Source organism: Methylobacterium sp. 4-46 (genome assembly GCF_000019365.1).
Classification (GTDB): domain Bacteria; phylum Pseudomonadota; class Alphaproteobacteria; order Rhizobiales; family Beijerinckiaceae; genus Methylobacterium.
In genome coordinates this window covers 2923765-2948453 of sequence record NC_010511.1, presented here as the reverse complement: position 1 = coordinate 2948453, position 24689 = coordinate 2923765, and the positions used below count along the sequence as shown (strand labels likewise).

The window sequence follows — 24689 nt, the reverse complement described above, 5'->3', positions numbered from 1 at the left end:
CCATGTAATAACGTTGCATGTTCCGCCGCATCCGCTAAGCTGCCCACGCTCGAGGAAGCGGGGGACCCCTATGGTGAAGTGGAGAATCGCGGCGCTCGCGCTGGCATCGCTGCTGTCCGGCGCCGCGCCGGCCCTGGCCGATCCGCTCAAGGCCGTCGCGAGCTTCTCGATCCTCGGCGACCTCGTGCATCAGGTCGGGGGCGAGCGCGTCGCGGTCTCGGTGCTGGTCGGCCCGAACGGCGACGCCCACACCTTCTCGCCCTCCCCGAGCGACGCGCGCAAGCTCGCGGATGCGCAACTCGTGGTAGTGAACGGGCTCGGCTTCGAGGGCTGGATCGAGCGGCTGGTCAAGGCCTCCGGCACCCGGGCGCCGGTGGTGGTCGCCTCGGCGGGGGTCAACCCGATCCGGGAGGACGCGCCCGCGCATGGCGGGCACGAGGCGCACCCGATCGACCCGCACGCGTGGCAGAACGTCGCCAACGCCAAGCTCTACGTGGCGGCGATCCGCGACGCGCTCGTGCGCGTCGACCCGGAGGGCCAGGCGGCCTACGAGGATCGGGCCAGCGCCTACCTCGCCAAGCTCGACGCGCTCGAGGCGGAGATCCGCGCCGGCATCGCCGCGATCCCGGAGGCGCGCCGCCGCGTCATCACCACGCACGACGCCTTCGGCTACTTCGCCCGCGCCTACGCCATGCACTTCATCGCGCCCCAGGGCGTGTCGAGCGACAGCGAGGCCACCGCCAAGGACGTCGCCCGCATCATCGCGCAGGTGAAGCGGGAGAAGATCCCGGCGGTGTTCCTGGAGAACATCGCCGATCCGCGGCTGATGCAGCAGATCGCCCGCGAGAGCGGCGCCAAGGCCGGCGGGCGCGTCTTCTCCGACGCGCTGTCGGAGCCGGACGGTCCGGCCCCGACCTACCTGGACATGATGCGCCACAATCTGCGCGAGTTTTCCGCCGCCCTGATGCCGGGCTGAGCCGCTCGCGCAGCGCCCGATCACGCGACGATCGGGCGCTGCTCCAGGTCGTTTGATCCAGGTCGTTTGATCCAGGTCGTTTGATCCAGGTCGTTGAACTTGCCGCGTCGTCTTCGACGAACCGGATTCCGCTTCGTCGGACGAGGCTCTATTTCAGGTCGAGCAGGACGCTGCGGAAGCTCTTCGGCGCCTTGTCCGGGCAGGAGGCGCCGTCGTCGCTGAGGAGCCGGACCCGGCTGCCGTCGGGCGCGACCAGCAGCGCCTCGGGCTGGAAGTCGGGAATCCCCGCGAGCGCCTGGGCGGCGCCCGGCACCCGCGCGGGCGCGGCGCCCGGCTCGCCCGACCAGCGGTAGAGGTCGAAGGCCTCGCCGCCGCTCCCGGCGCCGCCCGCGATGATGAAGTAGGCCTTGGCGCCGGGCGCGTAGGCGATGTCGCGGATGCCGCGGCCCTTCAGGTCGAGGGCGATCGGCTTGCCGAGCTTGGGCGCGGCGCCGCTCGCCAGCACCTCGGCGGGGTTCTGCAGCGGCACGACGAGGGCGTCGTTGTCGGCGTTGAGGGGATTGCGCAGCCCGATCAGCAGGCCCTGCCCGTCGGCCGTGGGCGCGAGCCCCTCGACCGCGAGGCCCCGCCGCTTCGGTGCGAGGTCGGGCTTGCTGTCGGCGTCGAGGGCGATGCGCGCCGCGAGCTGCGGGTCGAGGTCCGAGAGGGCCTTGGCCAAGCCCCGGAACGAGGCGCCGCGCCGCTTGAGCACCGGCGCGTCCGGCGCGCCGGTGAGCGTGACGGCGAGGAGCTGCCGGCGGGATTCCTCCGCCTCGCCGTCCTTGTCCCGGCTGTGCGAGCCGATCACCACCACGTCGCCGCCGAGCCAGGCCGCCCCTTCGAGATCGGCCTTCTTCACCTTGCCGCCGGGCTTGGGCGCGAAGACCGGGTCGAGGTCGGCCCCGGCCAGGGCGAGGGGCGCGCCCGTCTCCTCCGCCCTGTAGAGGCGCAGGGTGTTGTCCTCGTCGTTCACCACCAGGAAGCGGTCGCCGAAGCTGCCGGCCGGCACCGGCACGGCCCCCGACGCCTCGCACATGCCCCAGTGCACGAGCACCGGGCCCGTCCGGACCTGCGAGAAGCCCGCCGTCGCCGGCAGGCAGAGTACGAACGCAGAGACGAGCGTCCTCAGGCGCACCATGATCGTCCTCCCCGTCAACCCGGCCATCCTCGTTGCCCGGCCGGTCCGGGTGAAGATCGCGCAGCCGCGATTTCGTTCAACTGCTATTCCGCTCCGGCAGCGCCGATCAGCCGCCGGTCATGGGGGGGAAGAAGGCGATCTCCCGCGCCCCCGCGAGCGGCGTCTCGGGCCGGGCATGCACCCTGTCGATCGCGGCCCGCACCACGCCCTCGTTCTCGAAGGCGTAGGCGTATTCCTCGCCGCGCGTCTTGAGCCAGGCCACGAGGTCCGCCACGGTCGCGACCGAGCCGGGCGGCTCCACGCTCTCCTCGGGCCGGCCGATCCGCTCGCGCACCCAGGCGAAGTAGACGAGCTTCATCGGGCGTCGTCCTCCATCATGTGGCGCAGGCCCGCCCGCAGATAGTCCCAGCCCGTGTAGAGGGTGAGCGCCGCCGAGATCCACAGCAGGGTCAGCCCGATCGTGACGGTGCCGGGCAGGATCCGCTCGCCCGCCGGCCCGGCGATCAGGAAGCCGAGGGAGACGAGCTGCGCGGCGGTCTTCCACTTGGCGACGCGGCTCACCGGCACCCCGACCTTCAGCTCGGCGAGGTATTCGCGCAGGCCCGAGACCAGGATCTCCCGGCACAGGATGACGATCGCGGCCCAGAGCGAGGTGCCGGGGATCGAGCCGTCCGCGGCGAGCATCAGCAGGCAGGCGGCGACCAGGAGCTTGTCGGCGATCGGATCGAGCATCCGCCCGAGGGCCGAGCTCTGCGCGTAGGTGCGCGCCACGTAGCCGTCGAGGTAGTCGGTGATGGCCGCGGCGATGAACACCGCCAGGGCCGCGAAGCGCGCCGTCGGCTCCTGCGGCCAGAACAGGAGGCCCGCCACGACCGGCACCGCCGCCACGCGGCCGTAGGTCAGCAGATTGGCGAGGTTGAGGGCGACCGACCGGCGCCGAGGTACGACCATGGTCATCGCGGCCGGTGAAACCACGGGGCCGGGGACGCGTCAACCGCGACTCGCGCGGGGTCACGCGATTTCCGACCGATCGCCGCGCGGGGCGGAAATCGCCCTCGCCCGGGCGCCGCGCGGGCGCCTGACGCCGCGTCCCGAAAGGACCGTCCGGGCCTCGTCTCACGCATTCGCGTGGAAGAAGTCGTAGACGGCGCGGGCCGTGGCGGCGTTGACGCCCGGCGTCTTGGCGAGATCCTCCAGGGCCGCGCGCTCGATGGCCTTCACGGTGCCGAAATGGTGCAGGAGGGCGCGCTTGCGCGTCGGCCCGATCCCCGGGATCTCGTCGAGCGGGTTCTTCACCAGCTCGCGCTTGCGCTTGGCCCGATGCGCCCCGATCGCGAAGCGGTGCGCCTCGTCGCGCAGGCGTTGCACGAAGTAGAGCGTCGGGTCGCGGGGCGGCAGCTTGAAGGGCGGCTGACCCTCCACGAAGAAGGTCTCGCGGCCCGCGTCCCGGTCCCGCCCCTTGGCGATGCCGACGAGGGGCACCCCCGTGACGCCGACCTCCGCCAAGGCGGCGCGGGCGGCCTCGAGCTGGCCCTTGCCGCCGTCGATCAGGACGAGGTCCGGCCAGGCCGGGAAGGCGTCCGCATCCGCCGGCTCGGCCTCGCCCTCCTGCCGGGGCGCCTCCTTGACCAGCCGGGCGAAGCGCCGGTGCAGCACCTCGCGCATCATGCCGAAATCGTCGCCCGGCTTCACGTCCGGCGACTTGATGGTGAAGGTCCGGTAATGGGTCTTCATGAACCCGGTCGGCCCGGCGACGACCATGGCGCCGACCGCGTTCGTGCCCATGATGTGGGAATTGTCGTAGACCTCGACCCGCCGCGGCGGTCTCGGCAGGCCGAAAGCCTGGCCCAGCGCCGCCAGCAGCTTGCCCTGCGAGGCGGTATCGGCGAGCCGCCTTGCCAGGGCCTCCCGGGCGTTGCGGGCCGCGTAGTCGATCAGGTTCTTGCGCTCGCCGCGCTTGGGCTGGTGGATCTCGACCCGGGCGTCGATCCGCGTCGAGAGCGCCGCGGCGAGCAGTTCCGCGTCCTCGATCTCGTGCGAGACCAGGATCAGGCGCGGCGCCGGCTTGTCGTCGTAGAACTGGCCGATGAAGGAGCCGAGCACCTCCGAGGCCGACATCGAGCGGTCGGCCTTGGGAAAGTAGGCGCGGTTGCCCCAGTTCTGCCAGTTGCGGAAGAAGAACACCTCGATGCAGAACTGCCCGGCCTGCTCGTCGAGGGCGAAGACGTCGGCCTCCTCGATGTCCTGGGTGTTGACGCCCTGCACGCCCTGGATGGCCGCGAGCGCGGCGATGCGGTCGCGGTAGCGCGCCGCCTTCTCGAATTCCCAGGCCTCGGCGGCGGCCTGCATGTCGGCGGCGAGGCGCTCCTTCACGCTGGTCGACTTCCCCGACAGGAAGGCGCGCGCCTCGTCGGCCAGCAGCGCGTAGTCGGCCGGCGCGATCTCCCCGGTGCAGGGACCCGAACACCGCTTGATCTGGTACAGCAGGCAGGGGCGGCTGCGGTTCTCGTAGTAGCTGTCCGAGCAGGAGCGCAGCAGGAAGGCCCGCTGCAGCGCGTTCACCGTGCGGTTGACCGCCCAGACCGAGGCGAAGGGGCCGAAATAGTGGCCCGGCCGGCGCCGCGCGCCGCGGTGCTTGACGAGCTGGGGCGCCTCGGTGTCGGCGGTGAGCAGGATGTACGGCAGCGACTTGTCGTCCCGCATCAGCACGTTGAAGCGGGGCTTGAGCTGCTTGATCAGGTTGGCTTCGAGCAGCAGCGCCTCGGTCTCGGTGACCGTGGTGACGAACTCCATCGAGGCCGTCTCGGCGATCATCCGGGCGATGCGGTTCGAATGGGCCTGGCCGCGGGCGTAGGAGCCGACGCGGTTCTTCAGGTTCTTGGCCTTGCCGACGTAGAGCACGTCGCCCTTGGCGTCGAGCATGCGGTAGACGCCGGGGGAGGGCGGCAGGGTCGACCAGAAGCGGCGGATCACCTCGGTGCCGGCCTCCACGAGGCCGGCCCCGGCCTGCGGGTCGAAATCGATCTCCGGCGCGTCGTCGCGGGCATCGACCGCGGCGTCCTCGCCGTCGTCGTCGAGGTCGAGGGCGTCGAGCGGTACGTCGTTCCCGGGGATGCGCGTCATCGCCCAGGATTTAGGCGACGGCGCGCGGGGAGGGAAGGGCGGCCCGCGCGCGATCGGGCGTCAGCGCCGGGTCACGACCCAGACCGCGTGGATGAGGCCCGGGATGTAGCCGAACAGGGTCAGGATCACGTTGATGAAGAACTGCAGGCCGAGGCCGACCGTGAACAGCACGCCGACCGGCGGGATGATCACGAGGAGGATGATGCGGATCAGGTCGCCCATGGGGATCTCCGTGCCGAGGGGGGTCACACCGGCGGTCATGGCCCCTGACCGCCGCGTCGGTTCTCGAATCGTCGCCGAGCCACTGGCTTGCATCGAGACGTCGAGACGATCGATGGCCCGATGCGTCGGCATCCCGGGCCGCCGGTCCAAGGCCAAGCTCCCCTGAGAACGGCCGCGGCGCGCGCCGGTTCCCCTCCGTCACGCGCCTTGGCCGGCTCAATCCCAGATGTCGGCGTTCAGGATCCGGTGGGCGAGGCTGCGGCTCGGTTCCCGGTGCAGGCCGGGCCCCGCCAGGATGAACTCGACCTCGGGCAGGCGCGGCAGGTCGGGATCCGCGATCTCCCGCAGCCCCTCCGGGACGAGGCTGCGCGCCTGCGCCATCAGCCCGAGCCCCGCGAAGGCGGCAGCCCGCAGGCCGCTCAGGCTGGCGCAGGTGCAGGTGATGCGCCAGGGGCGGCTCTCCCGCGCGCAGGCTTCGAGCACGAGCGTGCGGGTCACGCTCGGGGCCGGGAAGGACAGGAAGGAGACCGGCTCGTCGCGCGCCGGCACCGCGTCGGGGAGCCCGCACCAGACCAGCCGGTCGCGCCGCACCGGCAGGCCCTGCGCCTCGCCCAGGCGCCGCTTGCCCAGCACGAGGTCGAGTTCGCCCCGCTCCACCGCCTCGGCGAGGAGGTGCGTGAACGACACGCTCAGTTCGAGATCCACCGACGGGTAGGTGGTCCGGAAATCGCGCAGCACCTCCGCGAGCCGCGTCTGCACGAAATCCTCCGAGGCGCCGAAGCGCAGCCGCCCGCGCACCGCCTGGCCGGCGAGCGTGCGCTCCAGCCGCTCATGCGCGTCGAGCACCGTGCGGGCGAAGCCGAGCACCGCCTCGCCCTCCGGGGTCGGCGCCACCGAGTGGGTGTCGCGGGCGACGAGCCGGCGCCCGAGCTGCGCCTCCAGCCGCTGCACGTGCTGGCTCACCGTGGATTGGCGCAGGCCGAGCTGCTCGGCCGCCCGGCTGAAGCTGCGGCTGCGCAGCACCGCCGTCAGGGTGCGCAGCAGGACGGGATCGATCAAGGGCGCCACCGCCGGTCCTCCTGCATAGACGGCGGGCAGGTTATCGCGTCTCGTGATAGCTGTAATCCCGCGCCGCAGCATTCCGCCTTGTGCGCCGCGGGATTACCTTTAGGTCACCCCTCGGCCAGGATCCCCCCGATGCGCGCGCGCTTCCGCCCCGATCCCTTCATGCTGATGCTCCTCGCCTGCCTGCTCCTCGGCGCGTTCCTGCCGGTGAGCGGCGGGCTCGCGGAGGGGCTCGGCAGCGTGGCGACCGGCGCGATCGCGCTCCTGTTCTTCCTGCACGGCGCCCGCATCGACCGGCGCACGGCCCTGGCCGGGCTCGTCCATTGGCGGCTCCACCTCGTGGTGCTGGCGACGACGTTCGGGCTCTTCCCGCTCCTCGGCCTCGCGGCGGGCCTGCTCGCGCCGAGCCTGCTGACGCCGGCCCTCGCGGCGGGCGTGCTGTTCCTGTGCGTCCTGCCCTCGACCGTGCAATCGTCGATCGCCTTCACCTCGGTGGCGGGCGGCAACGTGCCGGCGGCGGTCTGCGCCGCCTCGGCCTCGAACATCCTCGGCATGGTCCTGACGCCGCTCCTGGCCTCCCTGCTGTTCCGGGCCCAGGGCGCCTTCGACTGGTCCGGGGCGGGCAAGGTCCTCCTGCAGCTGCTCGCGCCCTTCCTGCTCGGGCAGCTGCTGCGGCCGCGGCTCGCGCCGCTCCTGGCCTCCCGCAAGGGGGTGACCGCCCTCGTCGACCGCGGCTCGATCCTGCTCGTCGTCTACCTCGCCTTCAGCCACGCCAGCGCGAGCGGGCTGTGGTCGCGCACGCCGCTGCCGGCGCTCGCCACCATGCTGCTCGTCGACGGGATCCTGCTCGCGAGCGTGCTTGCCCTGACCGCGGCCGCGAGCCGGCTGCTCGGCTTCTCGCGGGCGGACGAGATCACCATCGTGTTCTGCGGCTCGAAGAAGAGCCTCGTGGCCGGCGTGCCGATGGCGAACGTCCTCTTCGCCGGGCAGGATGTCGGGGGTCTGCTCCTCCCGGTGATGCTGTTCCACCAGATCCAGATCGCGGCCTGCGCCGCCCTGGCCCGGCGCTACGCCGCCCGCGGCGGGAGCTATCGAACGGCCCCGGCGGCGCTTTCCGCGCTTCCGCTGGCGTCCCGTTGAGAATTGATTCACCGCCCGCGCCGATACTCCGGGAGAGTCAGGTTGCGTATCGGCTCCGTTCCCCGAACGACCGGCCCCGTCGCGCCCCCTGCGCGGCGGGGCAGCGGCGCGCCCCGGGCGCATCCCCGGGCGGGGGCCCGCCGCAACGCTCCCTTCACCATCTTGCTTGAGGCGGCGCAGAGGATTTGAGCGGCAGGATCCGGACGGAGCGCGTCCGACCGGAGCCGTCCGATGACCAGTGCCGTCCTGCCCCACCGGGGCCTCGCCGCGCTGCCGCTGCTGCGGGTCCTGCACGGGCTCGGCCTGGCCCTCTTCACGGCCTTCGTCTTCTTCGCGTGCTTCGCCTTCTCGGAGGCCTCGCCCTACGACCTCGTGGCGCTGCCGACCATCGCCCTGTGGCTGCTCCTCGGCATCCGGCTCCATCGCGGCGCGGTGCCCCTGGTCATCCTGCTCACCGTCTTCGTCGGCGCCACCGTGCTGGCCCTGCTGCCTTACCTTGACGAGGAGCGGCCGGTGACCTGGACGGTCCAGCTCTGCTACCTGGCCGTCACCACCCTGTTCTTCGCGATGTTCTTCGCCGACGAGACCGAGCGCCGGGTGGAGCTCGCGCTCAAGGTCTACACGGCGAGCACCCTGTTCTCCGGCGCCCTCGGGATCGGCGGCTACCTCGACCTGATCGGCAACGAGGACCTGTTCAGCAAGTACGGGCGCGCGTCCGGCACCTTCCAGGACCCGAACGTGTTCGGCTCCTTCCTCACGCTCGGTGCCCTCTACCTGATGCACAACCTGATGACCGGGCGCGCGCGGCGGCCGCCGCTGTCGCTCGCCGGCCTGCTGCTGCTGCTGGCCGGCATCTTCCTGTCCTTCTCGCGCGGCTCCTGGGGCGGCACGGTCGTGGCGGTCGCCCTCATGGTGTCGAGCATCTACCGCACCAGCGCCTCGATGGCGCTGCGGCGGCGGATCCTGCGCAGCACGCTGGTCACCCTGGTGCTCGGCGGCCTCGCCCTCGGCGGCCTGCTGTCGATCGGCAGCGTCGCCGAGACCTTCCACAAGCGCGCCGCCGTCACGCAGGATTACGACGAGGGCGAGACCGGACGGTTCGGCAACCAGATGCGCGGCTTCGGCCTGCTGATGGAGGAGCCGATGGGCTTCGGCCCCCTGCGCTGGCGCCTGATCTTCAACCTGGAGCCGCATAATTCCTACCTGGGCGCCTTCGCCAACGGGGGCTGGGTGGCGGGGGCCGCCTTCATCCTGCTCGTCCTCTCGACCGCGCGGGTGGGCTGGCGGCTGATGGCCGAGGCGAGCCCGGTCCGGCGCCACGCCCAGATCGTCGTGCCGGTGCTGATCATGTTCTTCCTGCAGGGATTCCAGATCGACATCGAGAAGTGGCGCCACGTCCACATGATGCTGGGCCTGGTCTGGGCCCTCGAAGCCGCCCGGGTCCGCAGTCGGGGCGGGGGCGCGGTTTCCTCCCGCGTCCAAATGGTCTAGAGGCGGCGCGCGGCCCCGGCGGGCCGGCCGTGACGGCCGCGCCGCCGGACCTCGCCCCTGCGCCGGACGCGGCGCCGGACCCGCGCCGGAGCGGCCGCCCCCACGACGACCGGATGTCCGCCGCCATGTCCAACTCCGCGAAGGCCAGTTCCGCCAAGGCCAGCCCCGCCAAGGCCAGCGCCGCCAAGGCAGGCTCCGGGAAGCCCGGCTCCGGGAAGCCCGGCACCCTCAAGCCCCGCCTGCCCCGCGGCCTCGTCGACCGCGGCCCGGCCGAGATCGCCGCGACCCAGCGGATGCTGCAGACCATCCGCGAGAGCTTCGAACTCTACGGCTTCGAGGCGGTGGAGACCCCCTTCATCGAGTACACCGAGGCGCTCGGGAAATTCCTGCCCGACCTCGACCGCCCGAACGAGGGCGTGTTCTCGTTTCAGGACGACGACGAGGCGTGGCTGTCCCTGCGCTACGACCTGACCGCGCCGCTCGCCCGCTACGTCGCCGAGCATTTCGACGCCCTGCCCAAGCCCTACCGCAGCTACCGGGCGGGCTACGTCTTCCGCAACGAGAAGCCGGGGCCCGGCCGCTTCCGCCAGTTCATGCAGTTCGACGCCGACATCGTCGGCGCCCCGACCGTCGCGGCCGATGCGGAGATCTGCATGATGGCCGCCGACACGCTGGAGCGGGTCGGCATCGCCCGCGGCGACTATGTGGTGAAGGTCAACAACCGCAAGGTGCTCGACGGCGTCATGGAGGCGATCGGGCTCGGCGGTGACGACCAGGCCGGGCGCCGCCTCACGGTGCTGCGGGCCATCGACAAGCTCGACCGCCTCGGGGTGGACGGGGTGCGGCTGCTGCTGGGGCCGGGCCGCCGGGACGAGAGCGGCGACTTCACCAAGGGGGCCGGGCTCCCGGACGAGGCGATCGACCGCATCATCCGCTACGTCTCCTTCCAGGCGGCGCCCACGGACGGGGGCGACCGGCTCGCCTTCTGGGAGAATTTCTTCGGCGGCTGGGCCGAGGTGGTGGGCGGCTCCGAGACCGGCCGCCAGGGCATCGCCGAATTGCACGCGATCCTGCGCCTGTGCGAGGCGGCGGGCTACGGCCACGACCGGGTGCGGGCCGACCCCTCGGTGGTGCGCGGCCTCGAATACTACACGGGGCCGGTCTACGAGGCCGAGCTGACCTTCCCGGTCGTGGGCGAGGACGGGCAGACCGTGCGCTTCGGCTCGGTGGCCGGGGGAGGGCGCTACGACGGCCTGGTCGGGCGCTTCCGGGCCGAGCCCGTCCCGGCGACGGGCTTCTCGATCGGCGTGTCGCGCCTGTTCGCGGCCCTGCAGATCGTCGGGAGCCCGATCGTGGCGGGCGCGGCCGGGCCCGGACCCGTGGTGGTGCTGGTGCTCGACCGCGAGGAGATCGCGAGCTACCAGGCCCTGGTCGCCGCCCTGCGCCAGGCCGGCATCCGGTCCGAACTCTATCTCGGGGCCGCCGGCCTCAAGGCGCAGATGAAGTACGCCGACCGCCGCGGCGCGCCGGCCGTGGTGATCCAGGGCAGCGACGAGCGGGCCCGCGGCGAGGTCCAGATCAAGGACCTGATCGAGGGCGCCCGCGCCGCCGAGGCGATCGCCAGCAACGCCGAGTGGAAGGCCGCCCGGCCGGCGCAGTTCTCGGTGCCGGGGGCCGAGATGGTCGCCCGCCTGCGCGAGGTGCTGGGCCGGCATTTCGGGTGAGCCGCGGGGGCGGAGGTCCGCTCGGGGCCCGCCTAAGCAGTCGCGAGGATCGCCGGGGGCGGCCCGGATTGGTACAGGACCTGAGGACGGATCGGTCGACATGACAGGCAACGGAGCCGCGCAACCCAGGACGGCCGCGCACGAGCGGCTGCTCGCCCTGTTCGAAGGGCGGGGCTACGCGCGCGTCGAGCCGCCGGTGCTGCAGCCGGTCGAGCCCTTCCTCGAACTCTCGGGCGAGGACATCCGGCGGCGCATCTTCATCACCCAGGACGAGGCGGGGGCCGAACTCTGCCTGCGGCCCGAATACACGATCCCGGTCGGCCGGCATCACCGCGCCGTGGCGGGCGCCGAGGCCGCCGATTACAGCTATCTGGGCCCGGTCTTCCGTCTGCGCGCGGGGGAGCCGAACGAGTTCCACCAGGCGGGCATCGAGTCGATCGGCCGGGTCGACGTGCCGGCGGCGGACGCGGAGATCCTCGGCCTCGCCGTCGAGGGGCTGGAGCGCCTCGGCCACGGCGAGCCGCGGGTGCGCCTCGGCGACATGGGCCTGATCACCGCGCTCCTCGACGCGCTGGGCGTCGCGCCCGCCGCCAAGCGGCGCTGCCTGCGCGCGATCGCGGCCGGGCGCTCCCTCGACGAGATCGCCGCGCCGGTCCCGGTCGGGGAGGCCCATGCCGGGCTCCTCAGCGCGATCCAGGGCCAGGACCCGCAGGGCGTGCGCGCCTTCGTGGAGGACGTGCTCGCCATCGCGGGCATCAGCCGGGTCGGCGGGCGCAGCGCGGGCGAGATCGCCGAGCGCTTCCTCGCCAAGGCGGCGGCCCATGCGGGCGGCGGGGCGGGGCTCGGCGGCGAGGCCCGCGCGGTGATCGAGGGCTACCTCGCCCTCACGGGCGATCCCGACCGGGCCGCCGCCGGCCTGCGCGACCTCGTCGCCTCGGCCGGGCTCTCCGCCCCATCCCTGCGCGAGGCGGTCGCCCTGTTCGAGGAGCGCAACGGCTTCATCGCGGCGAGCGGCCTGCCCCTCGACCGCTTCACCTTCTCGGGCCGCTTCGCCCGCAACCTCGACTATTATACGGGCTTCATCTTCGAGATCACCGTCCCGGAGGGCGAGCGCCCGGTGGTGGGCGGCGGGCGCTACGACGGCCTGCTGCAGCATCTCGGCAGCCCGGAGCCCCTGCCGGCGGTCGGCTGCTCGTTCTGGCTCGACCGCCTCAGCGCCCGGGAGAGCGCCCGATGACCCGTGCCGACGGTCCCCTGGTCCTGGCGGTGCCCTCGAAGGGGCGCCTGCAGGAGAACGCCGCCGCCTTCTTCGCCCGGGCCGGCCTCGTCCTCGCCCAGACCAGCGGCGCCCGCGACTATCGCGGCCGCCTCAAGGGCGTGGCGGACGTGGAGGTGCGCTACCTCTCGGCCTCGGAGATCGCCGGCCAGCTCGCCAGCGGCGCGGCCCATCTGGGCGTGACCGGCGAGGACCTGATCCGCGAGACCCTGCCGGATTCCGGCGCCCAGGTGGAGCTGCTGACGCCGCTCGGCTTCGGCAACGCCACCGTGGTGGTGGCCGTGCCGCAGGCCTGGATCGACGTGCGCACCATGAGCGACCTCGACGAGGTCGCCACCGACATGCGCCTGCGCCACGGCAAGCGGCTGCGCATCGCCACGAAATACGTCAACCTCACCCGCCGCTTCTTCGCCCGGCACGGGGTCGCGGATTACCGCATCGTCGAGAGCCTCGGCGCGACCGAGGGCGCGCCGGCCGCGGGCAGCGCCGAGATCGTGGTCGACATCACCACGACGGGCGCCACCCTCACGGCCAACGCCCTCAAGGTGCTGGACGACGGCGTCATCCTGCGCTCGGAGGCGAACCTCGTCGCCTCGCTCGGCGCCTCCTGGGGGCCGACCGCGCGGGCGGCCGTCCAGGCGGTGCTCGGCCGCATCAGCGCCGAGGAGCGGGCGCGCACGAGCCGCGAGGTCCGGGCCGGGATGCCCGCGGCCCCGATCGACCTCGCGGCCCTCGCCGCCGCCCACCAGGCCGAACTGCCCTACGGCCTGCCGGAGGGGCGGGCCGAGATCGTCCTGCGCTGCCCGGGCGAGGCGGTCTTCGACCTCGCCGAGGCGCTCGCCCGGGCCGGGGCGCTCGGGGTCAGCGTGCGCCGCGTCGACTACGCCTTCGCGGCCGAGAACCCGCTGATCGAGCGCCTCCTCGCCCGGATCGGACCGTGAGCCACGACCTGGAGGCGCTGCCGGTCCTGCGCACGGCGCGGCTGCGGCTGGCGCGGCTCGCCGAAGCCGACGCGCCCGCCCTGCAGCGGCTCACCGACGACCCGGCCATCACCGGGGCCATCCACTTCCTGCCCTCGCCCTTCGCCATCGCGGAGGCGCGCGCCCTGATCGCCGGGGCCGACGGCGGCCGGGACCGCTTCCTCGGCGCGTGGCGTTGCGCCGACGAGACCCTGGTCGGCGTGCTCGGGGCGCATCTGCGCGGCGACGACCGGGTCGAGATCGGCTACTGGTTCGCGCCCGCCGCGCAGGGCAGGGGCCTCGCCCGCGAGGCGGCCGCCGCCCTCGTCGCGGCTTTGCGCCAGGCTGTGCCCGGGCGCCTCCCGGTGGCGGAATGCCGGGAGGACAATCAGCGCTCGTGGCGCCTGCTCCACGCCCTCGGCTTCCGGGCGTCGGGAGAGAGCGGCAGCCGGCCGGGGCGGAGACTCCTGGTCTGGGAGCGGGGCTAGGCAGAGCGGCTCGGCCGACAGGATCGCGGTCCGGGTGTCGAGGCTGCCGATCGCGCGCGGAGGCCGCGAGGCCCGGACCTGCGCCGCATCGAGAGAGGCGTGCGGCGCGGCGCCCCGCTACTCGGCCGCCTCGGCGAGGACCGTGCCGGCCCGGGGCAGGTCGAGCGCGTCCCAGACCTCCACCAGCGCCGCCGTCAGCCGCGCGATGTCAGCCTCGTCGTGGAACGGCGACGGCGTGATCCGCAGGCGCTCCGTCCCCCGCGGCACCGTCGGGTAGTTGATCGGCTGGATGTAGATCCCGTGCCGCTCCAGCAGCCGGTCCGCCGCCGCCTTGCAGCGCTCCGCATCCCCCACCATCACCGGCACGATGTGCGTCGGCGTCGCCAGAACCGGAAGACCCGCCCCCGCCAGCGCCGCCTTCGTGCGCGCCGCCTGGCGCTGATGCGCCGCCCGCTCCGCCCCCGAGCGCTTCAGGTGACGGATCGAGGCCGTCGCCGCCGCCGCGATCGCCGGCGGCAGCGCCGTGGTGAAGATGAAGCCCGGCGCGTGGCTGCGCACCGCGTCGCACAGCACCGCGCTCCCGGCGATGTAGCCGCCCACCACCCCGAAGCCCTTGGCCAGGGTGCCCTCGATCACGTCGAGCCGGTGCATCACCCCGTCGCGCTCGGCGATCCCCGCCCCGCGCGGCCCGTAGAGCCCGACCGCGTGCACCTCGTCGATGTAGGTCATCGCCCCGTAGCGCGCGGCGAGGTCGCAGATCGCCGCGATCGGGGCGACGTCGCCGTCCATGGAGTAGACGCTCTCGAAGGCGATCAGCTTGGGCCGGGCGCCGGCCTCGGCCAGCAGCGCCTCGAGATGGGCGAGGTCGTTGTGGCGGAACACGCGCTTGTCGCAGCCGGACTGGCGCACGCCCTCGATCATCGAATTGTGGTTGTAGGCGTCGGACAGGATCAGGCAGTCGGGGATCAGCCGGGCCAGGGTGGCGATGCCGGTCTGGTTGGAGACGTAGCCGGAGGTGAAGACCAGGGCGGCCTCCTTGCCGTGGAGGTCGGCGAGTTCGCGCTCGAGGTCGACCAGCGGGGAGGAGGTGCCGGCGATGTTGCGGGTGCCGCCGGCGCCGACGCCGCAGCGGGCGGCGGTCCGGGTGAGGGCCTGGACGACGTCGGGGTGCTGGCCCATGCCGAGGTAGTCGTTGGAGCACCAGACGGTGATGTCGCGGCAGCTGCCGTCGGGCAGGCGCCAGCGGGCGACCGGGAAGCGGCCGGCGACGCGCTCGATGTCGGCGAAGACGCGGTAGCGGCACTCGTCGTGCAGGCGGTCCACGGCGGAGCGGAAGATGGCCTGGTAATCGGTCTGAGGCATCAGGATCCCTTCGGCTCGCCGGAATGCGCGACGGGGCACGCTTCTGCCCGGGTCACGCCTTGATCTCGCTCAAATCCGGCTGGCTTTGTAACTGGATCAGGTTAAGGCGGGGTGCGCCGTATCTGACTCCTCCGGGGCGGGGGAGGAAGGCCAAATGCGCGACGGCGACGATGGGTCGCGAGATGGACGAGAGAGCCAAGGACGACCGGGCCGAGCGCCTGAAGGCGGCGCTGCGGGACAACCTCAAGCGCCGCAAGGCGCAGGCCCGCGGGCGGGCGGGGGCAGAGGCGCCGCGCCCGGCCGAGGCGGATCCGCCGGGCCGGCCCGAGCGTTGAGAAGCGTGGCCTTAAGGCCGCGAGTGGACGATGGCGTGCGCGGATGCGCGGAGGCGCGGCGCGGGCGGGACGACTTCAGGCGCAGGACGGCCGCGCGTGACGGGCGCGGCCCGTTTCAGGGAACGCAGATGGATCGAATTCACATCACGGGCGGCGCACCGCTCCAGGGCGAGATCCCGATCTCGGGCGCCAAGAACGCGGCGCTGCCGCTGATGATCGCGAGCCTCCTGACCGGCGAGACGGTCGAGCTCGCCAACGTGCCGCGCCTCGCCGACATCGCCTCGCTCCTGCGCATCCTCGGCAATCACGGCGTCGACCACATGGTGGTCGGCAAGCGCCCCGGCCAGACCAGCGAGACCGGCCAGACCATCCGCCTCACGGCGAGCAACGTGATCGACACGACGGCGCCCTACGAACTCGTCTCCACCATGCGGGCGAGCTTCTGGGTCGTGGCGCCGCTCCTCGCCCGCTTCGGCGAGGCGAAGGTCTCGATGCCGGGCGGCTGCGCCATCGGCACCCGGCCGGTGGACCTGCTGCTCATGGCGCTGGAGCGGCTCGGCGCCTCGATCGAGATCGACGGCGGCTACGTCGTCGCCCGCACCCGCAACGGCCTGCGCGGGGCCGAGATCGTCTTCCCGAAGGTGACGGTGGGCGGCACCCACGTCGCCCTGATGGCGGCCGCCCTCGCCCAGGGCACCAGCGTGATCGAGAACGCCGCCCGCGAGCCCGAGGTGGTCGACCTCGCCGCCTGCCTGACCAAGATGGGCGCCCGCATCGAGGGCGTCGGCACTCCGCGGATCGTGGTCGAGGGCGTCTCGCGCCTCGGCGGCGCCCGCCACGAGGTGCTGCCGGACCGGATCGAGACCGGCACCTACGCGATGGCGGTCGCGATGACCGGCGGGGACGTGATCCTGCGCGACACCAGGGCGGAACTGCTCCACAGCGCCCTCGACGTGCTGGCGACCACCGGCACCGAGGTGACGGCCCTGCCGGACGGCATCCGGGTGCGCCGCAACGGCGCGGGCGTGGCGGCGGTCGACGTCACCACCGACCCGTTCCCCGGCTTCCCGACCGACCTGCAGGCCCAGTTCATGGCCCTGATGACCCGGGCCCGGGGCCAGTCCCGCATCCGCGAGACGATCTTCGAGAACCGCTTCATGCACGTCCAGGAACTCGCCCGGCTCGGCGCCCGCATCCGCCTGGACGGGGATCTCGCGGTGGTGGACGGGGTCGAGCGCCTGAAGGGCGCGCCCGTGATGGCGACCGACCTGCGCGCCTCGGTGTCGCTGGTGATCGCCGGCCTCGCCGCCGAGGGTGAGACGACCATCAACCGGGTCTACCACCTCGACCGCGGCTTCGAGGCCCTGGAGGCCAAGCTCGGCCGCTGCGGCGCCCAGATCCGGCGCGAGCGGGCCTGAGCCGGGGGCGGGCGCGGCCCGCCCCGACCGTCGTCCTCAGTAGCCGATCTGGCCGCGCTTCAGGCCGAAGCCCGGGATCTCGCAGCCGCAGGGCGCGTTGATCGGCCCCGGCCGGGTCGGGCAATTGCCGCGCGCCGTCACGCAGATGCGCCCGAACCCCTCCCGCCGCAGCGCGCGCTCGCGTCCGTAATAGTAGCCCTCGGGGCCGCGCCGCGGCCGCTCGTACTCCTCGCGGAACTCGCGGCGGCGCGGGCGGTCGTACCCGTCGCCGTAATACTGGGCGAGGGCAGGGGCGATGCCGCCGCCGAGGGTCAGTGCGGCGAGGGCCGCGAGCGTCACCGGTCTCACGCGTGGTCTCCTGTCATGCCGGGCAGATCTAACGGCAACGAGATGAACGGTGGGTGAGCCGGCGGGGGCGGTTGTTCGGGGCGGGGGCCGTCGCTACCTACCAGGAGTAGAGGCCCCGGGACCGGACTTCGCCCGGCGGCCGGCCCCCTGCCTGAAGGACGCCGACAGTGAAGGACGCGGAGATGGAGCTTCTGAAGCTCGCTGCCCTCGACGCCGACGACCTCGCGGTCATCTCGGCCCATCTGCAGGACGCCGTCCTGCGGGCGGGCGACCTCGCCTACCTGCCCCGCGAGCGTCGCTTCGCCCTCGTGGCGCGCCGGTTCGACTGGACCGCCCCGGACGGCGCCCCGCCGCGGCGGCGCCTGACCGGGCTGCATTTCGACCGGGTGATGGCGGTGCGCTGCCGCGGCATCCCGCGCGAGACGCCCGACGCCGCGATGGAACTCCTCGCCATCACCTTCGAGCCCGGCGAGCCGCCCTCCGGCACCGCGACGCTGGTCTTCGCGGGCGGCGGCGCCATCCGGCTCGAGCTCGAATGCATCGAGGCCGGCATGCGGGATCTCGGCCCGGTCTGGGGGGCGGAGAGCCGCCCGGTCCACCCGATCCCGCTCGACGCGGCCTGAGACCGCTCCCCCGCAGCGCGCGGCCGCGGGTCTGGCAGCCCCCGTCCCGGGCGATCCGGCGCGGGGTCGGTCCCCTCCATCCTCCGCCTGGACAGGACCGGCATTCTCTGCCAGTGGGCGCGACCGACCCCGGCTCCCGCCTCCGGACATCCCGATGCTGCGCCTCGATTCCCGCGCCCCCACCTTCGACGCCGACTTCGCCCGCCTGCTCACGGTCAAGCGCGAGGTGGCGGAGGATGTCGACGAGGCCGTGCGGGCGATCATCGCCGCGGTGGCGCGGGAGGGCGACGCCGCCCTCGTCGCCTATACCCGGCGCTTCGACGGCCGCGGCGCCGACTTCACCGAGGCCTCGATCCGGGTCACGCAAGCGGAGGTGGACGCGGCAGTCGCGGCCTCCCCCCGCGAGGCGCTCGACGCCCTCCACCTCGCCCGGGAGCGGATCGAGGCCTATCACCGGGCGCAGCGCCCCGCCGACCACCGGGAGACGGACGCGCTCGGCGTCACCCTCGGCTGGCGCTGGACCGCCCTCGAATCCGTCGGCCTCTACGTGCCGGGCGGGACGGCGAGCTACCCGTCCTCGGTTCTGATGAACGCGATCCCCGCCAAGGTCGCGGGCGTGCCGCGCCTCGCCATGGTGGTGCCGACGCCGGGCGGCGTGACCAACCCGCTCGTGCTCGCCGCGGCCCGGATCGCCGGCGTCGACGAGATCTTCCGGGTCGGGGGCGCGCAGGCGGTGGCGGCCCTGGCCTACGGCACGGCGACGATCGCGCCCGTCGCCAAGATCGTCGGCCCCGGCAACGCCTACGTGGCGGCGGCCAAGCGCCGGGTCTTCGGGCAGGTCGGGATCGACATGATCGCCGGGCCGTCCGAGGTGCTGATCCTCGCCGACGAGGGCGCCAATCCCGAATGGGTCGCCGCCGACCTCCTGGCCCAGGCCGAGCACGACCCGGCCGCGCAGGCGATCCTGATCACCGACAGCGACGCCCTGGCGGAGGCCGTGGCGGCGGCGGTGGAGGGCCAGCTCGCGACGCTGGCGCGGGCAGCGATCGCCCGGGCGAGCTGGCGCGACTACGGCGCCATCGTGCGGGTGGCGCGCCTCGCGGACGCGATCCCCCTCGTCGACCGCCTCGCCCCGGAGCACCTGGAGATCGAGGCGCGGGACGCCGAGGCCCTGGGCGCGCGGGTGCGCAATGCGGGGGCGATCTTCCTCGGCGCCCACACCCCGGAGGCGATCGGCGACTATGTCGGCGGGCCGAACCACGTGCTGCCGACCGCGCGCTCGGCGCGGTTCTCCTCCGGGCTCGGCGTCCTCGACTTCATGAAGCGCACCTCGATCCTGTCCTGCTCGCCGGAGGCCCTGCGGGCGCTGGGCCCGGCCGCGGTGACGCTCGGCCGCGCCGAGGGCCTCGACGGCCATGCCCGCTCGGTCGCCATCCGCCTGAACCTCTGACGCCGCCGGCTTGCGCGGGCGCGCGCTTGCGCGTCAGGTAGCGCCACGCCGCGGCGACCCAAAGACCAATCCGGGGACCAGAACCGATGTCGAGCGATGCTCCCGATCCGCACCGGCGCCTTGCGGCGGTCAAGCTCGACGAGGACTCGATCGGGCGGGGCAACCCGGACCAGGAGCACGAGCGCGCCATCGCGATCTACGACATACTGGAATCCAACCACTTCGCCGTCGCCAACCACGACGGCGGCCCCTACGCGCTGCGGCTCGGCCTCGTCGAGAACAAGCTCGCCTTCGCGATCTCGACCGCGGACGGCGCCCCGGTGATGACGCATCTCCTGTCGCTGACGCCGTTCCGGGGCGTGATCCGCGACTACGAGATGATCTGCGACAGCTACTTCAAGGCGATCCGGACCGCCTCCCCGAGCCAGATCGAGGCGATCGACATGGGTCGGCGCGGGGTCCACAACGAGGCGTCGGAACTGCTCAAGCAGCGCCTCGACGGCAAGGTCGAGGTCGACCACGACACCGCGCGCCGCCTCTTCACCCTCATCTTCGCCCTGCACTGGAAGGGCTGACGCCGGATGGGCGAGGCGGCCGCGACCGGGGGCGGGCCGTGACCGGCGCCCCGGGCGATCCGGCGGCGAGGGCCGGCCGGCGGGTGCAATCCGTGCTGTTCGTCTGCAACTTCAACGCCGTGCGCTCCGCGGCGGCGGAGGCGCTGGCCCGGCACTATTTCGGCCGCTCGGTCTACGTCCAATCCGCCGGCGTGCGCTCCGGCGAGCCGACCGACCCGTTCATGATCGCGGCCCTCGACGAGATCGGGATCGACGCGCACCGCCACCGGCCCCGCACCCTGGAGGAGCTGGAGGAGTGGGAGGGGCTGAACTTCGACCTCATCATCTCCCTGTCGCCGGAGGCCCACCACGCCGCCCTCGAACTGACCCGCACCGTGGCGGCCGAGGTCGAGTACTGGCCGACCCCGGACCCGACCGCGAGCCAGGGCTCGCGGGAGCAGCGGCTCGACGCCTACCGCGAAGTGCGCGACGGGCTGGCGGCGCGGATCCGCAAGCGGCTGCGCTGAGCCGGGCTCGCCCTTGCCCCCTGCGAGCCGGGCTCGCCCTCGATCCCTGCGAGCCGGGCTCGCCCTTGACCCCCGCCGCGCCCGCACCCTAGAGCACGGGCATTCCCGCCGAGGAGCCGCCCCATGACCGACCGCCTGCCCGGTTTCAACACCCTCGCCATCCATGCCGGGGCGGCGCCGGACGCCGCGACGGGCGCGCGCGCGACGCCGATCTACCAGACGACGTCCTTCGTGTTCGACGACGTCGACCACGCCGCCTCGCTGTTCGGGCTTCAGGCCTTCGGCAACATCTACTCCCGCATCGGCAACCCGACGAACGCGGTTCTGGAGGAGCGGGTCGCCGCCCTGGAGGGCGGCACCGCCGCCCTCGCGGTCGCCTCCGGCCACGCCGCCGAGTTCCTGGTGATGCACGCCCTGCTGCAGCCGGGCGACGAGTTCATCGCCGCCAACAAGCTCTACGGCGGCTCGATCAACCAGTTCAACCATTCCTACAAGAACTTCGGCTGGAACGTGGTCTGGGCCGACACGGACGATCCGGCCTCGTTCGAGGCCGCCGTGACGCCGCGCACCAAGGCGATCTTCGTGGAATCGATCGCCAATCCGGGCGGCGTGATCACCGATCTCGCGGCCGTCGCGGCCGTCGCCAAGCGCCACAACATCCCGTTCATCGTCGACAACACGATGGCGACCCCGTACCTGATCCGGCCCTTCGAGCACGGCGCCGACATCGTGGTCCATTCCGCCACGAAGTTCCTCGGCGGCCACGGCAACTCGATCGGCGGCGTGATCGTGGACGGCGGCAGCTTCTCCTGGGCGGGCGACGACCGCTACCCGATGCTCTCGAAGCCGCGGCCCGAATACGGCGGCATGGTCCTGTCGGAGACCTTCGGCAATTTCGGCTTCGCCATCGCGGTGCGGGTGCTGGGCCTGCGCGACCTCGGGCCGGCCCTCTCGCCCTTCAACGCCTTCCTGATCCTCAACGGCATCGAGACCCTGCCGCTGCGCATGCAGCGCCACTCGGACAATGCCCGCGTGGTGGCCCAGCACCTGGCGGGGCACCCGCTCGTGTCCTGGGTCAGCTATCCGGGCCTGGAGAGCGACCGCTACCACGCCCTGCACAAGCGCTACTGCCCGCTCGGGGCCGGCGCCGTCTTCACCTTCGGCCTGAAGGGCGGCTACGAGGCCGGCGTGAGGCTCGTGTCGAACCTCAAGCTGTTCTCGCACCTCGCCAATATCGGGGACACGCGCTCGCTCGTGATCCATCCGGCCTCGACCACGCACCGCCAGCTCAGCGACGAGCAGAAGGTCCGGGCCGGGGCCGGGCCGGAGGTGGTGCGCCTCTCCGTCGGCATCGAGGACCCGGCCGACCTGATCGCGGATCTCGACCAGGCCCTCGCCGGCTGAGACGGGATCCGCGCGATCGAAGCGGATCCCGTCTCACGAGCCCGCGCGGCGCTTGAGCGAAGCCCAAAGCCGCCATCCCGAAGGGATCATGCGGATTTGGGATAAAAAGCCTGTGCGGCGCGTGAGCGGGGCCGACATCCGCATCGCGAAGAGATCAACCGGATGACGGGCGGCGCGGGCGTCGGGCGATCGGTCCGGCCGCGCTTGACCCAGGGGATGGCTGCCCATAGGCAGCAACCAGCCATCCCCTCAGCCGTTGCCGCCCATGACAGTGAGCCCGAACCCGCCGGACTGCGCCGCCCCGGAGCCCCCCGTCATCCTCCTGGTGGAGGATGACGGGCTGCTGCTGATGGAGGCCGCCGACACGCTGGCGGAGGCGGGGTTCCAGGTCGTCGAGGCGCCCCACGCCGACAAGGCCCTGCAGGTGCTGGAGAGCGCCCAGGAGGTCGACGCGCTGATGACCGACGTCGACATGCCGCTGGGCTCGATCGACGGGCTCGCGCTGGCCCGGCTGGTGGCGCGGCGCTGGCCCTGGATCCCGGTGCTCGTCGTCTCCGGCATGGGCACGCCGGGGCCGCACGACATGCCGGACGGCGCCCGCTTCATCCCGAAACCCTACGCGCCCTGCAACCTCGTCCAGGCGCTGCACGATTGCGTGCGGCGCGCCGCCTGATCCCCGGACCGCCGCGATGCCGCCCCTCGACCCCGCGTCCCTCGCCTTCGCCACCCGCGCCGTCCATGGCGGGGCGGCCCCCGACCCGGCGACCGGCGCGCGCGCGCAGCCGATCTACCTCACCAACGGCTTCGTCTTCGAGTCGAACGAGCAGGCGGCCGACATCTTCGCCATGCGGGCGACGGGGTTCTCCTATTCGCGCGGCTCGAACCCGACCGTCGCGGCCCTGGAGCGGCGCGTCGCCTCCCTCGAAGGCGCCAAGGCGGCGGTGGCGGTGGGCTCCGGCCAGGCCGCCATGCTCCTCGTGCTGCTGACGCTGCTGCAGGCCGGGGATTCCTACGTGGCCTCCGCGCGGCTGTTCGGCGGCTCGCTCGGCCTGATGCGCCGCCTGGAGACCCGCTACGCCCTCACCCCGCAATTCAGCCGCGGGCTGACCCCCGAGGATTTCGAGCGCGCCATCACGGACCGGACCCGGGCGATCATCTGCGAGTCGATCGTCAATCCCTGCGGCACCGTCGTCGACGTCGCGGGCGTGGCCGCGGTGGCGCGCCGGCACGGGCTGCCGCTCATCGTCGACAACACCCTCGCCTCGCCCGCCCTGATCCGGCCGATCGAGCACGGGGCCGACATCGTCGTGCACTCGACGTCGAAGTTCCTGTCCGGGTCCGGCACGGTGATCGGCGGCATCGTCTGCGACGCGGGCCGCTTCGACTGGCGCGCCACCGGCCGCTACAACCTGATCAACGAGCCCTGGCCCGATTACGACGGGCTCGTCGTGTCGGAGCGCTTCCCCGAGACCGCCTTCGCGACGGCCTGCCGGCTGTTCGGCCTGCGCGACCTCGGCCCCGGCCTCTCGCCGATGAACGCCTTCCTGACCCTGACAGGGATCGAGACGCTGCCGCTGCGCATGGAGCGCCACTGCGCCAACGCGCGGGCCGTGGCCGCCCGCCTCAAGGCGCATCCGAAGGTCGCCTGGGTGAGCTATCCCTCGCTTCCGGGCCAGGCCGGCGAGGCGGTGGCGAACCGCTACGTGCCCCAGGGCGCCGGCGCGATCTTCACCTTCGCGCTGAAGGGCGGCGAGCCCGCGGCGCTCGCCTTCATCAGCGGCCTCGACCTGATCTCCCACCTCGTCAATATCGGGGAGATCAAGTCGCTGGCGATCCACCCGGCCACCACCACGCACCGGCAGCTGCGCCAGGACGAGAAGGCGGCGGCCTGCGTGGGACCCGAGACGGTGCGCCTGTCGATCGGGCTGGAGAGCATCGAGGACCTGATCGCCGACGTCGAGCAATCCTTGGCGAAACTGCCCTAGAGCAGCACCCGATCACGTTGCAATCGGGTGCTGCTCTAGGTCTTTGATCTTGCCGCATGTTCTGCGACGAACCGGCATCCACTTCGTCGGAAAATGCTCTAATCCGGCTCCCGCTCGGCCGGGGCGCGCCGGGTCAGCGCCCGGAGGGCGCCGTGCAGGCTGCGCAGGTCCTGCTCGGTCATCGCCATGCGGTGGAGAATGTCGCGCAGGTTGCGCACCATCCCGCCCCGCTTCTCGGGCGGAAAGTAGCCGACCGCGTCGAGGGCCCCCTCCAGGCTCTCGAACAGCGACAGCAGCGCCTCCCGGGGGGCCGGCGGCGAGCGCATCTCGCCGTCGAAGGGCAGGGTGGCGAGGCCGGACGCGCGCCGCCACTCGTAGGCGACGAGGAGCACGCTCTGGGCGAGGTTGAGGGAGGCGTGCCGCGGGTCGACCGGGAAGGTCACGATCGCGTCCGCCAGCGAGACTTCGTCGTTCGACAGGCCGACCCGCTCGCGCCCGAACAGGATGCCGACCCGCTCGCCGGCCGCCTGCCGCGCCACCACGCTCCCCATCGCCTCGTCGGGTCCCATGACCCGCTTCATCTGCCCGCGCTCTCGCGCCGTGGTGGCGAGCACGTGATGGAGGTCGCCGATCGCCTCCGCGACCGTGGCGTGGATGGTCGCCCCGTCGAGGACGTGGGTGGCGCCCGAGGCCGTCTCGCGCACGCCCTTCTTCGGCCAGCCGCCCTTCGGCGCGACGAGGCGCAGCTCCGAGAGGCCGAAATTCGCCATCGCGCGGGCGGTCATGCCGATATTCTCGGCGAGCTGCGGCTCGACCAGGATGACGGCGGGGCGGGGCGGGTGCTCGAACATGGGGAGGCGGTTCCGGATTGTCCGGCGCTTCTAGGCGCGGGCGCGCCGGCGGGCCAGCCCGCATGGGAACCGCGCGGCTCCGGGCGCGTTTCCCGATGAGACCTCCTCGGCCCCGGCGACCGCGCCGGGGCCTTTTTCTGTGGGCGATTGCCGGCGCCGCCCGGCTTCCCCGTGATGCTGCAGCGCGCTAT

25 protein-coding genes are annotated in these 24689 nt (G+C 72.9%); 16 read left to right on the top strand and 9 right to left on the bottom strand.

The genetic code is table 11. The features are described 5' to 3' along the window. Positions 1–70 precede the first annotated feature (70 nt). Positions 71–976 (top strand): metal ABC transporter substrate-binding protein, encoded by a 906-nt coding sequence (locus M446_RS12695; protein ID WP_012332501.1) that lies wholly within the window; start codon positions 71–73, stop codon positions 974–976. 148 nt (positions 977–1124) lie between these two features. Here M446_RS12695 and M446_RS12690 read toward each other — a convergent pair whose 3' ends face one another. From M446_RS12690 to M446_RS12670, 6 genes are all read right to left on the bottom strand, one after another. Further along, positions 1125–2153 (bottom strand): DUF3616 domain-containing protein, encoded by a 1029-nt coding sequence (locus M446_RS12690; RefSeq protein ID WP_012332500.1) that lies wholly within the window; start codon positions 2151–2153, stop codon positions 1125–1127. Positions 2154–2259: 106 nt separating this feature from the next. Further along, positions 2260–2511 carry a molybdopterin converting factor subunit 1 gene (gene moaD, locus M446_RS12685; protein WP_012332499.1) on the bottom strand — a complete coding sequence of 84 codons (252 nt, stop codon included), beginning with the start codon at positions 2509–2511 and terminating at the stop codon, positions 2260–2262. Further along, entirely contained in the window at positions 2508–3110 is a 603-nt protein-coding gene (gene pgsA, locus M446_RS12680; protein ID WP_026190647.1) for a CDP-diacylglycerol--glycerol-3-phosphate 3-phosphatidyltransferase, read from the bottom strand. Before pgsA ends, moaD begins: the two co-directional genes overlap by 4 nt. A gap of 159 nt (positions 3111–3269) precedes the next feature. Beyond that, complete coding sequence (gene uvrC, locus M446_RS12675; protein WP_012332497.1) at positions 3270–5276, bottom strand: excinuclease ABC subunit UvrC; 2007 nt, start codon at positions 5274–5276, stop codon at positions 3270–3272. Between the two features lie 60 nt (positions 5277–5336). Continuing rightward, positions 5337–5498: a YqaE/Pmp3 family membrane protein gene (locus M446_RS35190; RefSeq protein WP_083784669.1), complete on the bottom strand. Its 162-nt coding sequence runs from the start codon at positions 5496–5498 to the stop codon at positions 5337–5339. 216 nt (positions 5499–5714) lie between these two features. Next, complete coding sequence (locus M446_RS12670) at positions 5715–6566, bottom strand: LysR substrate-binding domain-containing protein (RefSeq protein ID WP_012332495.1); 852 nt, start codon at positions 6564–6566, stop codon at positions 5715–5717. A gap of 129 nt (positions 6567–6695) precedes the next feature. Between M446_RS12670 and M446_RS12665 the strand changes: the two genes are divergently transcribed. From M446_RS12665 to M446_RS12640, 6 genes are all read left to right on the top strand, one after another. Beyond that, positions 6696–7703: a bile acid:sodium symporter family protein gene (locus M446_RS12665; protein ID WP_012332494.1), complete on the top strand. Its 1008-nt coding sequence runs from the start codon at positions 6696–6698 to the stop codon at positions 7701–7703. Positions 7704–7934: 231 nt separating this feature from the next. Next, entirely contained in the window at positions 7935–9194 is a 1260-nt protein-coding gene (locus tag M446_RS12660) for an O-antigen ligase family protein (RefSeq protein WP_012332493.1), read from the top strand. 125 nt (positions 9195–9319) lie between these two features. After that, complete coding sequence (gene hisS, locus M446_RS12655) at positions 9320–10918, top strand: histidine--tRNA ligase (protein ID WP_012332492.1); 1599 nt, start codon at positions 9320–9322, stop codon at positions 10916–10918. Positions 10919–11018: 100 nt separating this feature from the next. After that, positions 11019–12155 carry an ATP phosphoribosyltransferase regulatory subunit gene (locus tag M446_RS12650; RefSeq protein WP_012332491.1) on the top strand — a complete coding sequence of 379 codons (1137 nt, stop codon included), beginning with the start codon at positions 11019–11021 and terminating at the stop codon, positions 12153–12155. After that, complete coding sequence (gene hisG / locus M446_RS12645) at positions 12152–13135, top strand: ATP phosphoribosyltransferase (RefSeq protein ID WP_012332490.1); 984 nt, start codon at positions 12152–12154, stop codon at positions 13133–13135. Before M446_RS12650 ends, hisG begins: the two co-directional genes overlap by 4 nt. Continuing rightward, positions 13132–13641: a GNAT family N-acetyltransferase gene (locus tag M446_RS12640; RefSeq protein WP_012332489.1), complete on the top strand. Its 510-nt coding sequence runs from the start codon at positions 13132–13134 to the stop codon at positions 13639–13641. The genes hisG and M446_RS12640 overlap by 4 nt, the downstream gene beginning before the upstream one ends. A 117-nt stretch (positions 13642–13758) precedes the next feature. Here the strand turns inward: M446_RS12640 and hemA are convergent, their stop codons facing one another. Continuing rightward, positions 13759–15003, bottom strand: a complete 1245-nt coding sequence (gene hemA / locus M446_RS12635) for a 5-aminolevulinate synthase (protein ID WP_012332488.1) — start codon at positions 15001–15003, stop codon at positions 13759–13761. A gap of 182 nt (positions 15004–15185) precedes the next feature. Here hemA and M446_RS38120 point away from each other — a divergent pair, with 182 nt between their 5' ends. Further along, on the top strand, positions 15186–15338 hold the full coding sequence (locus M446_RS38120) for a hypothetical protein (RefSeq protein ID WP_168169152.1): 153 nt from the start codon (positions 15186–15188) through the stop codon (positions 15336–15338). 128 nt (positions 15339–15466) lie between these two features. Then, on the top strand, positions 15467–16756 hold the full coding sequence (gene murA / locus M446_RS12630) for a UDP-N-acetylglucosamine 1-carboxyvinyltransferase (RefSeq protein WP_012332486.1): 1290 nt from the start codon (positions 15467–15469) through the stop codon (positions 16754–16756). A gap of 36 nt (positions 16757–16792) precedes the next feature. Here murA and M446_RS12625 read toward each other — a convergent pair whose 3' ends face one another. Next, positions 16793–17104: a hypothetical protein gene (locus tag M446_RS12625; protein WP_415926906.1), complete on the bottom strand. Its 312-nt coding sequence runs from the start codon at positions 17102–17104 to the stop codon at positions 16793–16795. Positions 17105–17286: 182 nt separating this feature from the next. Between M446_RS12625 and M446_RS12620 the strand changes: the two genes are divergently transcribed. The 7 genes from M446_RS12620 to M446_RS12590 all read left to right on the top strand — a co-directional run bounded on the left by M446_RS12620 (position 17287) and on the right by M446_RS12590 (position 23647). Further along, complete coding sequence (locus M446_RS12620) at positions 17287–17727, top strand: DUF2948 family protein (RefSeq protein WP_043702376.1); 441 nt, start codon at positions 17287–17289, stop codon at positions 17725–17727. A gap of 154 nt (positions 17728–17881) precedes the next feature. Beyond that, a complete protein-coding gene (gene hisD / locus M446_RS12615) occupies positions 17882–19177 on the top strand; it encodes a histidinol dehydrogenase (RefSeq protein ID WP_012332483.1) in 1296 nt (431 codons plus the stop codon). Positions 19178–19263: 86 nt separating this feature from the next. Continuing rightward, positions 19264–19752, top strand: coding sequence for a UPF0262 family protein (locus tag M446_RS12610; protein WP_012332482.1), 489 nt, complete (start codon positions 19264–19266; stop codon positions 19750–19752). A gap of 38 nt (positions 19753–19790) precedes the next feature. Continuing rightward, a complete protein-coding gene (locus M446_RS12605) occupies positions 19791–20258 on the top strand; it encodes a low molecular weight phosphatase family protein (protein ID WP_012332481.1) in 468 nt (155 codons plus the stop codon). A gap of 123 nt (positions 20259–20381) precedes the next feature. Continuing rightward, positions 20382–21662, top strand: coding sequence for an O-acetylhomoserine aminocarboxypropyltransferase (locus tag M446_RS12600; RefSeq protein WP_012332480.1), 1281 nt, complete (start codon positions 20382–20384; stop codon positions 21660–21662). Between the two features lie 265 nt (positions 21663–21927). Further along, positions 21928–22335, top strand: a complete 408-nt coding sequence (locus M446_RS12595) for a response regulator (protein ID WP_012332479.1) — start codon at positions 21928–21930, stop codon at positions 22333–22335. A 16-nt stretch (positions 22336–22351) separates the two neighbouring features. Beyond that, positions 22352–23647, top strand: a complete 1296-nt coding sequence (locus tag M446_RS12590) for an O-acetylhomoserine aminocarboxypropyltransferase/cysteine synthase family protein (protein ID WP_012332478.1) — start codon at positions 22352–22354, stop codon at positions 23645–23647. Between the two features lie 98 nt (positions 23648–23745). On the opposite strand, the gene M446_RS12585 is transcribed toward M446_RS12590, so the two are convergent. Further along, positions 23746–24498 (bottom strand): RNA methyltransferase, encoded by a 753-nt coding sequence (locus M446_RS12585; RefSeq protein ID WP_012332477.1) that lies wholly within the window; start codon positions 24496–24498, stop codon positions 23746–23748. Positions 24499–24689 lie beyond the last annotated feature (191 nt).

Bases quoted from the DNA above. Each gene is read 5' to 3' on its own strand.
- M446_RS12695 (WP_012332501.1), top strand. From the start codon at position 71: ATGGTGAAGTGGAGAATCGCGGCGCTCGCGCTGGCATCGCTGCTGTCC.
- M446_RS12690 (WP_012332500.1), bottom strand. From the start codon at position 2,153: ATGGTGCGCCTGAGGACGCTCGTCTCTGCGTTCGTACTCTGCCTGCCG.
- moaD (WP_012332499.1), bottom strand. From the start codon at position 2,511: ATGAAGCTCGTCTACTTCGCCTGGGTGCGCGAGCGGATCGGCCGGCCC.
- pgsA (WP_026190647.1), bottom strand. From the start codon at position 3,110: ATGACCATGGTCGTACCTCGGCGCCGGTCGGTCGCCCTCAACCTCGCC.
- uvrC (WP_012332497.1), bottom strand. From the start codon at position 5,276: ATGACGCGCATCCCCGGGAACGACGTACCGCTCGACGCCCTCGACCTC.
- M446_RS35190 (WP_083784669.1), bottom strand. From the start codon at position 5,498: ATGGGCGACCTGATCCGCATCATCCTCCTCGTGATCATCCCGCCGGTC.
- M446_RS12665 (WP_012332494.1), top strand. From the start codon at position 6,696: ATGCGCGCGCGCTTCCGCCCCGATCCCTTCATGCTGATGCTCCTCGCC.
- M446_RS12660 (WP_012332493.1), top strand. From the start codon at position 7,935: ATGACCAGTGCCGTCCTGCCCCACCGGGGCCTCGCCGCGCTGCCGCTG.
- hisS (WP_012332492.1), top strand. From the start codon at position 9,320: ATGTCCAACTCCGCGAAGGCCAGTTCCGCCAAGGCCAGCCCCGCCAAG.
- M446_RS12650 (WP_012332491.1), top strand. From the start codon at position 11,019: ATGACAGGCAACGGAGCCGCGCAACCCAGGACGGCCGCGCACGAGCGG.
- hisG (WP_012332490.1), top strand. From the start codon at position 12,152: ATGACCCGTGCCGACGGTCCCCTGGTCCTGGCGGTGCCCTCGAAGGGG.
- hemA (WP_012332488.1), bottom strand. From the start codon at position 15,003: ATGCCTCAGACCGATTACCAGGCCATCTTCCGCTCCGCCGTGGACCGC.
- M446_RS38120 (WP_168169152.1), top strand. From the start codon at position 15,186: ATGGACGAGAGAGCCAAGGACGACCGGGCCGAGCGCCTGAAGGCGGCG.
- murA (WP_012332486.1), top strand. From the start codon at position 15,467: ATGGATCGAATTCACATCACGGGCGGCGCACCGCTCCAGGGCGAGATC.
- M446_RS12620 (WP_043702376.1), top strand. From the start codon at position 17,287: ATGGAGCTTCTGAAGCTCGCTGCCCTCGACGCCGACGACCTCGCGGTC.
- hisD (WP_012332483.1), top strand. From the start codon at position 17,882: ATGCTGCGCCTCGATTCCCGCGCCCCCACCTTCGACGCCGACTTCGCC.
- M446_RS12610 (WP_012332482.1), top strand. From the start codon at position 19,264: ATGTCGAGCGATGCTCCCGATCCGCACCGGCGCCTTGCGGCGGTCAAG.
- M446_RS12600 (WP_012332480.1), top strand. From the start codon at position 20,382: ATGACCGACCGCCTGCCCGGTTTCAACACCCTCGCCATCCATGCCGGG.
- M446_RS12595 (WP_012332479.1), top strand. From the start codon at position 21,928: ATGACAGTGAGCCCGAACCCGCCGGACTGCGCCGCCCCGGAGCCCCCC.
- M446_RS12590 (WP_012332478.1), top strand. From the start codon at position 22,352: ATGCCGCCCCTCGACCCCGCGTCCCTCGCCTTCGCCACCCGCGCCGTC.
- M446_RS12585 (WP_012332477.1), bottom strand. From the start codon at position 24,498: ATGTTCGAGCACCCGCCCCGCCCCGCCGTCATCCTGGTCGAGCCGCAG.